Annotated in this window: 14 protein-coding genes; 2 read left to right on the plus strand and 12 right to left on the minus strand. The window is 53.3% G+C overall.

Annotation, left to right across the window (positions count from 1 at the left end; all coding sequences use genetic code 11):
* Nucleotides 1-64 precede the first annotated feature (64 nt).
* The 11 genes from ACFE8Q_RS12520 to ACFE8Q_RS12570 form a co-directional block, all read right to left on the minus strand.
* Nucleotides 65-784 (minus strand): hypothetical protein, encoded by a 720-nt coding sequence (locus ACFE8Q_RS12520; protein WP_375445731.1) that lies wholly within the window; start codon nt 782-784, stop codon nt 65-67.
* A gap of 91 nt (nt 785-875) precedes the next feature.
* On the minus strand, nt 876-1,799 hold the full coding sequence (locus tag ACFE8Q_RS12525) for a hypothetical protein (RefSeq protein ID WP_375445732.1): 924 nt from the start codon (nt 1,797-1,799) through the stop codon (nt 876-878).
* A gap of 103 nt (nt 1,800-1,902) precedes the next feature.
* Nucleotides 1,903-2,397, minus strand: coding sequence for a hypothetical protein (locus ACFE8Q_RS12530; protein WP_375445733.1), 495 nt, complete (start codon nt 2,395-2,397; stop codon nt 1,903-1,905).
* A 28-nt stretch (nt 2,398-2,425) separates the two neighbouring features.
* Nucleotides 2,426-3,289: a S49 family peptidase gene (locus tag ACFE8Q_RS12535; protein WP_375445734.1), complete on the minus strand. Its 864-nt coding sequence runs from the start codon at nt 3,287-3,289 to the stop codon at nt 2,426-2,428.
* A 132-nt stretch (nt 3,290-3,421) separates the two neighbouring features.
* Entirely contained in the window at nt 3,422-3,829 is a 408-nt protein-coding gene (locus tag ACFE8Q_RS12540) for a DUF1353 domain-containing protein (RefSeq protein ID WP_375445735.1), read from the minus strand.
* A gap of 1 nt (nt 3,830) precedes the next feature.
* Nucleotides 3,831-4,286, minus strand: coding sequence for a hypothetical protein (locus ACFE8Q_RS12545; RefSeq protein WP_375445736.1), 456 nt, complete (start codon nt 4,284-4,286; stop codon nt 3,831-3,833).
* Nucleotides 4,287-4,288: 2 nt separating this feature from the next.
* Nucleotides 4,289-5,404 carry a hypothetical protein gene (locus ACFE8Q_RS12550; protein ID WP_375445737.1) on the minus strand — a complete coding sequence of 372 codons (1,116 nt, stop codon included), beginning with the start codon at nt 5,402-5,404 and terminating at the stop codon, nt 4,289-4,291.
* A gap of 2 nt (nt 5,405-5,406) precedes the next feature.
* Nucleotides 5,407-5,964, minus strand: a complete 558-nt coding sequence (locus ACFE8Q_RS12555; protein WP_375445738.1) for a hypothetical protein — start codon at nt 5,962-5,964, stop codon at nt 5,407-5,409.
* 174 nt (nt 5,965-6,138) lie between these two features.
* Nucleotides 6,139-6,621, minus strand: coding sequence for a hypothetical protein (locus tag ACFE8Q_RS12560; protein ID WP_375445739.1), 483 nt, complete (start codon nt 6,619-6,621; stop codon nt 6,139-6,141).
* A 52-nt stretch (nt 6,622-6,673) separates the two neighbouring features.
* Nucleotides 6,674-11,545 carry a hypothetical protein gene (locus tag ACFE8Q_RS12565; protein WP_375445740.1) on the minus strand — a complete coding sequence of 1,624 codons (4,872 nt, stop codon included), beginning with the start codon at nt 11,543-11,545 and terminating at the stop codon, nt 6,674-6,676.
* A 1-nt stretch (nt 11,546) separates the two neighbouring features.
* Nucleotides 11,547-12,092 (minus strand): hypothetical protein, encoded by a 546-nt coding sequence (locus tag ACFE8Q_RS12570; RefSeq protein ID WP_375445741.1) that lies wholly within the window; start codon nt 12,090-12,092, stop codon nt 11,547-11,549.
* A gap of 169 nt (nt 12,093-12,261) precedes the next feature.
* Between ACFE8Q_RS12570 and ACFE8Q_RS12575 the strand changes: the two genes are divergently transcribed.
* Both ACFE8Q_RS12575 and ACFE8Q_RS12580 read left to right on the plus strand, forming a co-directional pair.
* Nucleotides 12,262-12,447 (plus strand): type II toxin-antitoxin system HicA family toxin, encoded by a 186-nt coding sequence (locus ACFE8Q_RS12575; RefSeq protein ID WP_375445742.1) that lies wholly within the window; start codon nt 12,262-12,264, stop codon nt 12,445-12,447.
* 95 nt (nt 12,448-12,542) lie between these two features.
* A complete protein-coding gene (locus ACFE8Q_RS12580; protein ID WP_375445743.1) occupies nt 12,543-12,956 on the plus strand; it encodes a hypothetical protein in 414 nt (137 codons plus the stop codon).
* Nucleotides 12,957-13,259: 303 nt separating this feature from the next.
* Here the strand turns inward: ACFE8Q_RS12580 and ACFE8Q_RS12585 are convergent, their stop codons facing one another.
* Nucleotides 13,260-14,066 carry a DNA adenine methylase gene (locus tag ACFE8Q_RS12585; RefSeq protein ID WP_375445744.1) on the minus strand — a complete coding sequence of 269 codons (807 nt, stop codon included), beginning with the start codon at nt 14,064-14,066 and terminating at the stop codon, nt 13,260-13,262.
* Nucleotides 14,067-14,079: the final 13 nt, after the last annotated feature.

Consider the following 14,079-nt stretch of genomic DNA (forward strand, 5'->3'; position numbering starts at 1 on the left):
AGATTAAAAAAAGCTCCCGCTCCGGATGGAGCGGGAGCTTTTTTAGATGATACTCAATCAATAGTTAGACAATACCCGGAATCACCACCGACGTCGCAATCGGCTGGTAGCCGAACATATAGCCATCCTGCTTGGCCTTCAGCGACCATTCACGACGGTCAGACCCTTTCGCCCCCGACGTATTCGTAATCTCGAACTGAAGCCCGTTAAAGCTCGATCCAACCACGATCCGTGTGCCATCATTGCTCAGCACCACCGCCACAACCTCCTGGTTCAACAGCTTGTCGATCCCGGCACACTGAGCCGCATTGAACCCGGCAATCTTCACCTCCACCGACTGCTCCCACGACTGATACCCCGAAGCACCTTTTAGGGCCTGATCAATCTTTAGCGATGCATCCGACACGTCCACTTCCACAAAGGCCCCCGCCGTAATAGCCGGTGGCCCAGCCGCCGCTACCTGCAACGGTGGAGCCACTGTCAACTCACCAGCAATAATATCTGCCCGTTTAGGCCACTCCGCCGTCAGCTCGTTAATAGGCACCAGAAACAACCGTCGACCACCGCCAGGGTTGGGTTGCCCCTGTCCTGGTCGTTTAATCGAAATGAGCGAACCCAGTACCAACTTATCAGCCGAAAACAGCGAGAAACCCGCCGTCACCTGTACCAGGTACGTAACAGCCGGAATCGTCGCCACCCCCAGCAGCACATTACCCGTGGCCTGCACCACCAAACTCGCCAGCAGCACCAGTGCCACCCCCATCAAAACTTTGAAATACTTCATGTCAATTAGCTGTCTTTAGAAACCCTACTTTATTCACTGCAACCAGGCGGCGGGCCACCACCCCGTTGGGAGCGGTGGCCCGCCGCCTGGGTTAAATCTTGTCGTTCAGCCAGAGCAAACTAGGCGAGGCGTAATCGAACCCAATGCTGATCCGAATGCTGATCTCCCAGTGTTTGGCCTGCCGCACCACGTTGATGCTGTACACGCCCGGAGCCTCGTTGGCGATGAACTTCAGGTTCTGCTGCGGCGTAACCACCAGCGTGTCTTTCCCCGACAAACCCGGATCGACCACAAATGTGATGTTGCTACGCTCATCGAGCGTACCCGGCTTTTCGCCCGGCCCCACGTGCTCTTTAAACAGCGACCGCCTGTTCCGGCAGTACTTGTCGTAGCTGGCCTGGCTCAAATACATATTGAACGCCGACGAGAGAAACTCTTCGTCCACCAGTTCGGCCAACCCGTTTACCTGGTCATAGGCGTTGAGTTCCGTAATCGCTGCCGCCGCAAATACGTGGCCTGCCGCAATGTCACCCCCAACGGCCCGGCCTGTGGCGGTCTTCTTCAGGAAACCGTCCGCAATGGACCCGGCTCCGTTACCTGCCTGGTTGAATACCCCCTTCCACGAGGTTTTGAGCCTCGCAAATTTGAAGTGGTTCGCAATGATCTGGCGTATGAAGAACAGATTGAACGGGTTCGCACGCACCTCCGCTTCACTCCGACCTTTCTCTATCACCCAGCCCAAATACGACCGGTAGGCTTTCGAGATATCCGAATTCGTCAGCTTCAGATCAATGTCTGCCTCCGTGAAACTCGCCGTACGGCTCTTCACCGTCATCGCCGCCTGCGGGCTAAACGTATCGCTGGCGGGCATAAAGGCGTCCAGAAATTCCGCCGTAACCAGTTGCCCCCGGTCCCGAATAATCTCTACCGAGAAGTCGTTGCTCAGGCTGGCAACGCCGTCAATAGTTGCTTCCTGAAGCACGATCCCGCCGCCCATGTCCTCGACCGTCTTCATCAGTTCCGGCCCGAAGTTTGTAAAATCAATTGTTGGTCCTACCACGTTCTATTAATTAGTAAAAAGTGTCTTAATCCGCTTATTTCCTTTGCCTTAGTGCGCCTTAGCGCCCTTTCACCAGGCTCAACGCGTACTGATCAGCGGCCGTGAGCTGCTTATCACCCTCTGCCTGACTGCGCGTCGATGCGTCGGCCCCCGGCAACCTCGTACCGGCCCCGGCCTGCTTGTCATACCAGCCCTTGTAGCGGTCCCGATCGGCTTCGGCGGTGGCCAACTGCGTTTGCAGCGTAGTTACCGTCGCTTCAGCATCGGTAGCCCGTTTCGTTAAAGCCATCACATCCACAGCGCCTGGCTGTTGTGGTGCAGGAATTTCCAGCAGCACCGCTTCCACGGCTTCAGCTCCCCCCGCCAGTACTGGCGTCGCTTCAGCTACTACCACACCGGCGGGCTTCTCTGCTGCCTGTAATTGTTGATGGATAACGGCCGCTTCCTGCTCGGCCTGGTTCACCTGCTCCTGCGAGGCGTTCTCCAGAAAATACTTGCTCATCGACGGGAACAGCTTGGCCAGCAGACTCCCCGTAATTGTGTTCTTGACCATATGAATCGTGAAAAAAGAAATTGCTTAATTATTTGCCCAGTTGGGCAGCGCGACGAATGGCCTGCTCCAACGTACCTGTGCGATCGGCCAGCCCCGTCCGGATTGCTTCTTTAGGGCCATACATTTTGCCCGTAAATACTTCATCACTGCTCAGCTTCTGCCCCCGGCCGCGTCGAACAGCGCCCACAAATCTCCGCCGTGCCGCATTGAGTTGCGACACGATTTCGGCCTTCGTGCCATCGCTAAGTGGCTCTATACCATTGACCAGTGCTTTATCAGTCGATCCATCAGCCCGGAAAATTGTCGGAGAATACCCGGCCTTGGCTAGCGCTGCACTCTGGTCCACGTAGACCATCAGTACCCCAATACTGCCCACTTCGCTCACCGTCTGGTCTTCCATCCAGATCTCGTCAGCCTGGCTGATCACGTAGTAATGCGCCGATGCCGAATACGGCGTCCAGGCCACCACCGGCTTGGTGAGGCCCGCTATCACGTCGGCCAGTGGCCCAGTGCCATCAACCGTTCCGCCTGGTCCATCCGATTTGAGCAGATGCGCAGATACCGATTCCAGTTTATCAGCTGCTTTCAGAATACCAGCCAGGTCTTCAGTGCCCCAGTTGCACTGGCCGTAACGGCTCATGGCCCCAATCATGGGCACCACACACACCGACCCAACCCGGTAGGCATCAGCGAAATACTGGTAGTAATCCAACGTACCTGCCCTCGGCCTGGGCGAATCATTATCGCCCTTCATCGCCGACGGATGTGGGTTGATCAGGTAGTTCGGTATCGCATCATACCCTGCACTTAGCCTGGGAACAATGATGCTCTGCATACGCTCGGCGAATTGATCATTGAGATACCAGAGCCCTGAGAAGTTGATGGATTGCATTGCGGTGCCAGCAGCGGTTTAATACGCTACGAAATAATTACCCCATTAACCCGCCATAAAGGACGTTTTCAGGCCACAAAAAAGCCCCCCGGCAACTGCCAGGAGGCTTTCGACACCCACCGTAAATAACGTTCACTGCACCCACCAACTCAGTCCGAACCAGCGGACAAACCGATACATGATCAGGTGCCTCAGCCGATGAGTCGGTCCAATTTCGTTGGCAATGCGTAGAAATTCCTGATCGGCGAAGAGCCGCGCCTGGAACGGACCCAACTCCTCCTCGAATAATCGATTATCGTACAGATAATCATGGACTAACGCGGCATGGTTGTGTCGGCCAATGCTAGGAATAAACCCCCACAATATAGCAGGTACTGACGCAAAATCGGTCTTGTAACCAACCGGTATTGTGACACTCCGACCGCCAGTGAGTTGGAAATGAACGGGCTGCTGCACCTCAAACCGGTCTGCCTTTTCATTCTCCCAACAATAGCGTACTATAATTTCGGGCGGTCCGCTGCGCGGTACGTTCTGGTGCATTCTACAACTCGCCTCTAGCGTCGATCTTCAGTATCTCACCGGCCAGCACCGTGTACAGCACCTCGGCAAAACCACTTTTTAAATTCTTACCCGTCTCCACCAGCATTTGCTCGACGGTTATGGACTGAAAGAATTGCAATTGAGAAATAGCACCCTCTGTTCCTGCTGGTACCACTGCCCCCGTTGCAGGGTTACACCAGGCAGCTTCAGTAGTTTTGCTTACCATACGATCAGGGTACTGAGCTTTTGCCAACTCTTTCTGTATGGGTGTCAAGCTTTCGATGCCGTCAATCACCTCATGCATCGGTTTACCAGCTTCATCAGTGTAGCTGACATCAACCTGCTGGATCATGTTCAGGTTTTCGGTGATTCCAAAAAAACGATGCGTTGCTATTCTGGCCTTTACGGTAAAAGGCGCAGGCGATATAGGAACATGAATACTGTCTTTATTCTGCATAATTAGAAGGTAGTTAAGGCAGACCGCTTCCAGCCTGCCGCCGTTTTTACATACAGGTAGTTCGCGTCCCAGGCCACCTGACCTGTTGCGCCATTAACATCAGCAGTACCAGTGGGCGTGTAGGGCGTTTCAGCCCTAAACTGATTGTGACCCAGTGCGCCTTTCACGTGCAGTCTTGAGGTAGGGTTATTGACTCCGATACCCATGTTACCATTCAGATCAACTCGAACAAATTCAGGGAAAGCCCCACCACCATACCCTTTAAGCACCCACGCATCGACGCCGCCTGGTTGACCCATTAACCAGATCGCAACGCCTGACTGATGAATGGCTACGAATGCGCCGGTCGCGCCTGGGTTGGCGGAATTAATGAACATGGCAATTATCCCATTCGTCGGGTTGCTGGCAGCAACATCCAGTGCTGTGCTCGGCACGTCTGTACCAATGCCAACGCGGCCATTACCAAGAATGCGCATTACCTCTTTGCTGGTTGCCGCATTCAGGCCAGCCATGAAAATATGTGCGTCCGTCGACGTAGGAACCTGGTACACGAATTGGCCGCCCAAAACACCTAATCCATAAAACTGGTGGTCATTCGAAGCGGTCGAGTACAGAACTAACTTCCGCTTCTGTATAGCGTTACCAGTGCTGATCTTATCATTGTACCCATCCAAAATGAAGTCGTAGGCAGTCGATGTGCCCCACGGATGCAGTTTCAGCCTTCCGTCCGTATCTACGCCAAACTGTTGAATCAATAGGCCGGGAACATGAAACTCAATAAATGCTGCGTTACCTGCTGCGCCGCCTGTCACCTGCATTGCCGACGACGGGCCGATTTCCAACATGGCCATAGCCGCCGTGCTATTTTGTCTGGTAAGAGCGATAATACCGCCTCGTGTCTCTATCTGTCCAGTGCGGTATACCGCCTCTGAATTTGTACCCGCCATGTTTGTACCTGGCCTTAACCAGGTCGTTGTCGTGGCATTAACCTGGTCACGTACCCAGGAAGTAATCAGTTTCAGCAGCGTTCGCACGGTCAGCGCTTTATTACTGCGCGTGTTATTATCGGGCAGGTTACTGTCGATCAGCCCATCGATCTGTTCTGTTGTACTGGCCATATCTATGAATTGAAAGAGTAATCGAATGAATAATCGAATTCGCCCACCGGGAACATTGTCTCCAGCGTAGTGGCGGTTAGTTGAATAGGCGGTTTCGTAGTCAGCCCCGTCAACGAGAGCTCCAGCGCATTTCGATCGGCCGTGACCTGTTTCCAGTCTAGTCGCAAACCCTGGTCAGGCTGGCCACCCAGCCACAGCATTCCGTTCCGATCGCGCCAGATCACCAGCCACCGTCGACGGGCATTGAGCAACAGCCAGCCCAGCAGGTGCATGTCAGGCTTTGGCATACTCCCTGTTATGGTTACCGAGTAGGCAATGCCCGCTTCACTACGGACTACGTCACTCCCGGCGGTGCAGGCCTTGGCCCCAAACCGGAAATGCGTAACCGCAGCATCCGAAGCCAGCGCTACGGCACCAATTGGAAATTGCAGGCCAGCCTGGGTCAGTACTGGCTTCGCCAAATCAATCACGTCCCGTACATCGATCAGCCAGAACTCGGCTATATAGCCCAGATTGGCTTCGCCTCCACCAATGCCGCCGAACGTGTTTGTTTGTACCATCTACGGCCAAAACTACCCCCTTCATACCCCCATCAAAAGGACTAAATCCCCGCCCATTCCAGCACTGTATGGCACGAAAAAACCCCACTGACGATTAACCAGTGGGGTTTTTGTAGGTCCTTAGCCCGGACTTTTTACGCGCAGCCCGGACATTTCAGGTCTAAACCGGACTTTTTAGGCCACAGCCGGACTTTTTACGCATAAGTTTTTTCCATTTTTTCGATCATTTCGGGCCAGATAGTCCCGATAGATCTTGCGCATGGTCTCAAAGTCGACATCAACGTCCGCCACAATATCGTACCGGTCCAGAAACGAGCGTACATAAGGGCCATACGCCCCACCCGCCATCTCGTGAACTTTGCGCACTTCGCAGATCATCGCCCGGCGAAACAACTCATCCATACTCCGCACCAGCGCCGGGTACTTATCGGGTGGAATATCGTAGCTCTTTTCACGACAGTAGTAGGTGATCTGAATAGTTGTCCCACGTACCTGCTGAACAGGCAGTGGAAACGGATACGATCTCGAAACTAGATCGATCAGGCTTCCCAGTTGGCTCCACTTCTCCACGTGGATACGACCTTCCTCCCCGGAGTATTCACCAACCAGAAATTTTTGCAGGTATTTTGGAACAGACAGCGTCAGCGTCTTCAACATAAGTGTATAGAGAAAAGTAATTTCATGGCGGGTTTAGAACACCTAAAACTACTTACTTCTTTCCAAAAACGCTCATCGTTGCAATCAATGCATCGAGCCTGCCCTGCTGGTTGCTTCCCCAGATAGCACCTTCCACACCCTGTGTCGCCTGCCGATTGGCCCACACCGCCGCCTCGACTGAGTTGATACTCCAGCGCAGCCCCCGCACTTCATTTGCCATAGCATCAGTGGCTCCCGCCGTTCGATCAGCCGATTGCCGCAACCCGGTTTTTGTTACGTCCGCTACCATCGCCAGGCTGCGCTCGGTACGGCTGGCCAGGTCGGTCATGCTCCAGTACAGCAGGCTCCCCAGGTTGCTCATCGCCACCTCCTGCCGGGTTGCCGACTGGCGTAACTCCTGAGTAGTCGTTTGCCGCAGCTGAGTCAGCCCCAGCGTCATACTGTCACTCAGTCTGAGCATCCCCGAACTCATGCTCAACGCCAGGTTGGCCAGGCTCAAACCCATGCTCCGGGTTGCGGCATCCTGTGATCGCACCAGGCTGGTGGTGCTGGCCAGCATCCGATCGTCGAGCGTTCGCGTCTGGTCAGTCAGCACGTTCACCAGGTGTTGCTCCAGTCGGCTCAGGTTGCTGGCCATCGTCAGCTCCAGCCGCCATAGATCCATCGTGTTCTGGCGCGTACTCGTCTCCACCGCTGCCGTGTTGGTGGCCACAGCCCGCTGGGTCGTTCGCTCCTCCTGCTGCATCAGCCCAAAGCCTGCCTGCAACGCCTTGATCACCTCCTTGTTGTCATTCTGCTGCCGCAATACAAGCAACGCCAGCGACGTCCGTAAACCCTCATTACTGGTCGTAATCGTGTTCTGAAGGTTCTGGCTCATCGCCCGAATGGCCGACGTAACCTCATCACGCAGTTGACTATTCTGCCAACCGAGTCCCCAGTACAGCGAATTAAGCGCATTCCGGTTGTCGTTACTCGCCTGCACCACCGCCAGCCTGATGTCCTCCAGGGCTTTTACCTGCTTCTCAAACTGTTTTTTCGATTCTTCATAATCGCTGTTTGCCGAGTCCAGCCCATCGCTGCCACTACTTTCACCACCGCTGCTTTCGCCCCCGCCGCCGTCAGATCCACCATCAACCATCCCCCCCTCATCATACCGCTTCCTCGACTTGGGAATAACCCCGCCATAGACGTACATCGACCCACCAAAACCGTCAAACAGACCACCATCCCGGAAACCGGCAGGCCTGCCCAGCGCATCGCGGTCTGTCGTAACTGGCTGGTTCCTTCGCCCAGGCGTTCGGGCATTGGCAAACATGCGGTGAATAATGGGCAGGTTAGCCTTCGTCTGTTCGCGGGAAATAATGGCTTCACCACCTTCCATTTCACCCTGCTCGCGCCCACTCTGCCGGTCTACAATAGCCAGCCCACCAGTACCGTACGTCGACCCATGTCGGCCACCTTGTGGAATAAAGCCGCCACCCTCAAACTGTGGCATTGGCTGGCTGTTAATCTTCGCCACCTGAATACCCGTCATCACGGCCGCCATCGCCGCAAACACCAGGTTCACCGGCCAGAAACCCGATGCCAGTGCCTTAATGACAGATAGCGCTCCAGTTATCAACGCACTAGCCGTATCGGCCTTCTTCTGCGCCTGCCAGGCCTTCCGTTTCTCTTCCGCCTCTTTTGCTTTAGCCCGTGCGTTTTCCTGCTCGATAGCCCGGTTCAGGTCTTTCTGGTTGGCAATCCGAGTAGCTTTTTCGGCTTCTACCTTCTTCAGTTTTTCCCGTTTCTCGCGTTCAGCTTCATCGATCTTTTTGGTCGCCTCATCTTTGGCCAGCGCAATCTTGTCTTTGGCATCCGATTTCGCCCTGGCCAGAATCTCTTTGGCTGCTTTCTCATCGCCATTCCTGATGGCTTCGATTGCTTTCAGTTCGGCATCCCGCTGGTCATTGGCCAGTTCGATCTTTGTCTTCTGGGTAGAATTGGCCAGGTCAACCTTCGTTTTCGCTTCCGCTTTAGCCGACTCGATCTTGTGGTCAGCTTCTTCCGTTGCCTGCTTTTTCTCCAGCTCAAACTTATCTTTGGCTTCAGCCAGCAACGTTTTCCGGGTAGCCTGGTCAATATCAGTGCGCTTGTTAATGCTGGCGATCTCCGCATCACGAGTCGCCTCGGCCGCGTCAATCTTCTCATTCTTCTCATTTACAGCTGATTTAATAGCCGCTGCCTCCGTCTTCTGTGCTGCATCAATGGTTTCTTTAGCCTCCAGTTTGGCGGCATCAATAGCGTCCTCTGCTGCCTGCTTAGCAGCCTCTGTCTTCCCATCGGCGTTATCCCGATAGCCCTGTAACTGGTCAGTCAGCTTCGCCTTTTCTTCCGAACTGCTCAGCTGCCGGTACTGGCTCTCCAGATTCGATATCGTCTGCTCACTGTTCGTCCGGAGCATCTCGATCTTGGCATCCGACTCCGACTTGATCCGCTGCTTATCCGACTCAATCTTATCAATAGCCGCCTGCTCCTTAGCCACTTTATCGTTCAGCGCAGCCACGTTGGCATCCCGCTCCCGGTTGATCTCAGCAATGGCCCGGTCAGCTTTCGCCTTTGCCAGATCAGCCAAAAACTGCGCCGCCTGGCTGGCCATTGATCCGATGGCAGCGTACGTTTCCTGATTAGCTGCCAGCTTCTTCTGCATGGCCGACTTCTCGCCCTGAACCAGCTTATCAGCATGATCCAGAAACGAACTCATATCGCCCTTCAGCAACGCACCGAATGCGCTGCTTACCTCGCCCCAGATCGCCTTTTTCTTCGCTTTAAGCTCCTCTTCAATCTTGGCTTTCTCTTCCGCAGTCTTCGCCGATGCCAGCAACTGCTCGTTGTGGTACCTGGCTTCAATCGCCGTGATGGCCCGATCAAGCTGGTCTTTGTCGGTAATTTCCCGCGTTGCTTTGGCCTTTTCGGCAGCTTCCTCAGCTTCGAGTTTTTCAACCGTTGCCCGGTAATTGACCATTACACGCTCCAGGTGGATCGCCGCCAGTTTGGTGGCATTGCCCTTGGCGTTTATTTCCTTCCAGTCGAGCAAGGCGTTTTCAGCCTGGCGCTCCTGCTCCAGTATATTTTTCTGGGTTTCGAGCCTGGCCTTCTCCTCATCCTCCGACTTCTTACGGCGCTTCTCGGCATGATCGGCCTGCAACTTGGTGACTTCCCCCTGAAGCTGCTGATCCAGAAAAGCAATCTGCTGATTCTTCAGTTTTTCATCCTGAATCCCCCGCATGATCTCCTCAACGGCCAGGTCATGCTTGGCCAGAATCTTGGTCAATTCCCGCTTCTGCTCATCCTGAATACTGGCAATATGAGCGTCGGCCTCCAGCTTGTGCAGGTCTTCAATCGCCTTCTGATTCGCTTTGCCGACATCTTCAAGATATTTTTTCAGGTCTGCTTCAGCCTGCTTCTGCGCTTTCTTCTCCTCAGCCTCCCGTTCCTTCAGTGCTTTTTTCTGAGCATCGGTCAGCCCGTCCTGGTGCGCCTTACCCTGCGCCTTACCGGCAAAATCGGCCGCTGTTGTCGCCGCTGGGTCAGACCAGATGCCAATAATGGCTGCGGCACCCTGCTTGGCGTTGGTTTTAATGCCATCAATTGTCTTGGCACCAGCTGCTTTGGTCTTATCCCACGCTACAGCTGCGGCAGCGAAATTGCCTTGCAGGAATTCATGAGCAGCTAATGCCAGGTTACCCAATACACCAGCGGCTCCAGCGGCAAAGTCCGTCAACGTGTTGTACTGCGTGACCATAGCAGATATCACCGTAAACAGCACATTGGCCAGCAACCGAACGACAGGAATCGCCCCGTTAATCACTTGAATGATGGCCACGAAAACAGGCCTCAGTTTCTGGCCCATTTCCACCTTCAACGCATCAAACGAATCCGACAGGTTGCTGGTCTGGCCTTCCAGCGTCGACATCATCGTTGCATTCTGACCCGCCACCCCGTTCATTTCGCCAAACTTCGTAATGGCTCCCTGAATGGCCTCCGGTGTGTTTTTCACCGTCTGGTTCATTCCCTTGAACGACATCGTTACGCTATCGCCCGATTTCGTAGCCCGGATACCAAACTCCTTCAGCCGCTCAAACTCACCCGTCTGGGCATCCAGTGCCGCCTCTACCAGTTCATCGAACTTTTTGCCCTGAGATGCCGCCAGATCGGTCATCGCAATCATCTCCTTCTGGCTCGGCCGCATACCCCGGTTCACCAGTTTCACATAGCCTTCAGTGAGTTCGTCTACAGTGAAGACCGTGTTTTTAGCCATCTGTGAAATGGCCGCTAACGACTGCTTCGCCAGTTTTTCAGACCCAAGTGCGTTGGTCAGTACCTTCTCGTACCGCTCGAACTTGCCGGTAATATCGAAGATGCTTTTACCGATCTCGATGATGTAGCCAATCACCTGAAGCGCCATTATGGCCTGGAAAGCTTTGCCCATCAGCGAAACCCCACTGGCCACCTTTTGCCAGCGGCTCTGTTGCCCCAGGGCCGTACTTTCCGTATTGATGCTGTTGACCTGCTTGCTTACGTCGCTCAGCCTGGCCTTTGCGTCATCCAGGCGTTTGGTGGCATTGACAAACGCCTCCGTACCTGGCACCAGGCCTTTCAGATCAGCATTAAGTTGCTTCACCAGGTTGCCCAGTTGCCCGTAGGTGAGCTTTGTCAGGTCTGTTTCCTTGCGCGTTTTGGCCAGTTCAGCGTTTACCTGGGTGAGCTCCGTCCGGTACTTCTTCCACTCCTCGGAGCCTTTGCCAGCGCCCGTTTTTTCAATGTCCGACAGGGTCTGTTTCAGGTCTTTCGCCTTCGTATCCAGCACCGCTATTTCATTGGCGAAGTCCCTTGTATTGGCCTTGAGGGTAAGGGTAGCTTCTTCGTTAAGATTGATGGCCATGTCAGAATTGGCTAAACAGTTGCTTCACACCGAGCATCGCGGTGCGGTTAGAATCGTCGGTCAGGTCGCGGAAGAAGTTGGGCAGCACCTCGCTCAGAAGCGGGTCTGCGTAGATGCCCCGGTAGCCCCGTTTCACGTTCGGGTGCCGTTGCATGTTCATTTTGATGCCCCAGGCAATGCGCTCGATGGCTTTGGCTTCGGTGGCAGGCTTCACGCCCTGTGGATACCCAGGTACGTAGGCAAACTTGTCGACACCGACCTTCTCCACGAAGTCCATCAGCGCCCGGAGCGGTGGGGTACGGCTGTAGTTCAGCGACTTTAAATCCTTCATTCGCAGATAGCCCACCATGCCCAGTTTGGCCTCTACATAGCCTTCACCACGCTCAGCGGCATATTGCCGGAATGAATTCAGCATTTCCCCCGTCAGCACCAGTCCCTGCGAACTGATGCGCCGTTGAAATGCATTTTCTGCCTTCTGGATATACGCGTTCAGGAGTTGAGCAATCCGCTCAGCATCCGCAAACTGCACCGGTATCGAATCTGCCATGCCCCGAAGGTCATTCCCCCCCCGAAGGCACAGAAGGACGCGGAACAGCACAAAAAAGCCCTACCGGTCAGGGCAGGGCAAAAACAAAAGTAACAAAATAGTTACCTGAAAACTTGACAAATAAGTAACGTTTGTGTTACCTTTGACCCATACTTAAACAGCTTAACTGATGAAAGCTTCGGAAGTGATCAAGCTGATTGAGAAGCAGGGTTGGTATGAAGTTCGCCAACGCGGAAGCCACCGGATCTACAAACATGATTCCATTCAAAAGATCATCACGGTTCCCGAACATGGCAAGGACGATCTTAAACCCGGCCTCTTAAGCAGCATCCTGAAAACGGCGGGGGTTAAATAGCCCCCGCCCGCTTCGGGCGATTACAGCAGTTTACCAACAGTTAATTGCACTTATGTATAACCACTCTATTCCTGTTGAACAAAACAGTCACTGAAATGGCAAGCAAAACATTAACCATCACACTCGAAAAGGGTGATGATGAACTCTGGGGCAGCATTGACGCGCCCGGCTTCTTACTGACTTCCGTTGGAGCCTCCGTCGAGGAGGTGACCACGAACCTACGCGACTTAGTCGTTGACTTTCTCGAAAACGAAGGCAAGAATATGCCAGAGTGGGAAGGTATCAAGGAAACCGACATCACCTACGACTATGAATACGACCTCACGGCCTTATTCGATGTATTCAAGGCTATAAAGATTACGATCATTGCCGAATTTGCTGGTATCAACTCATCATTGATGCGCCAGTATGCCACCGGTAATAAAAAGCCTTCTGAAAAGCAGGCAAAGAAGATTGAGACTGCCTTACGTCAGTTAGGCGAACGACTCATGCATGTATCAGTGGCCTAATTTTTTTTGTCTCAACTTGTCATCAAATGATGACAGTATGTACTCAAACAACCTATTCATAATGGCATAAGGGCTAGTCCGCTCGCACAACTACAGTACACACGACTCCAATTTAGTCTGTACCTTATTTGAATTAGAAGTTCGGTGGCAGTCGTCCACATTAAGCTTTGTACAGGCTTCATACTATCATATGGTGGTATTGAAATTGGAATCTAATCTTTAAAAAAAGCCACACAGACATGCGCTGTGTGGCTTTTTTAGGTTAAATAACCTGATTTTCTAAGGGGATTGAAACCACGACCATCAGTAATTCCATGTCAGGCACTCCACCTTCGTTTTGGCCGCTTTTCGGCGACCATCAACCGCCAGGGTCTTTTCGATGTCTTCCGTCGACCATCCGTATTTCTGGCGGTACTCCAGCAAAATAGGCTCTGGGTAGCTGCTCAGCAGAAACTTTCCTTTCAGTTTTACGCAGGCCTCCAGCAGCTTCACAAAGTCGTCTTCAGTATAGCCTTTGTAACTACCTTGGTTACTCGACACGTAAGGTGGGTCAAGATAGAAAAACGTATCAGGTGTGTCGTACGCCTTCATCACCTTCAGTACGTCGTAGCTCTCTACCGTCACGAACTTCAGCCGCTCCTGGTAGGCATCGCACAGCAGTTTCTTCTTGTTGAAGATTTTTAACGCACACTTACCATACTTGTCGTACCCAAAACCAGCGCCAATCGCACTACCAAAACTCATGTTGCTCTGCACCCACACCGCCCAGGCCATCCGAAGAACATCGCTGATTTCTTCTTCCCCGCTTTCATACTCGGCATCTGTTTCGCGGTGCTGCGCCCGGCTGTGAAATGTCTCATCAATCAGCGATTGCAACTCATCCAGATCATATTTCAGCACCTTATAGAACGTGATCAGCCGGTTGCTGATGTCATTGACCACTTCAGCCGCCGATGGTGGCTTCCCCCAGAACACGGAACCGCCCCCGAAAAAGGGTTCCACATAGGTAATGTGAGCGGGAATCTTCGGTAGAATATGCTTCAACATTTGCTGCTTGCCACCATAGTAAGTGATCGGCGTTTTGAGCAGCGGCAAAACTTTAGTATCCATAACGTTTGAGTAA

Source organism: uncultured Fibrella sp., from assembly GCF_964250085.1.
GTDB lineage: Bacteria > Bacteroidota > Bacteroidia > Cytophagales > Spirosomataceae > Fibrella.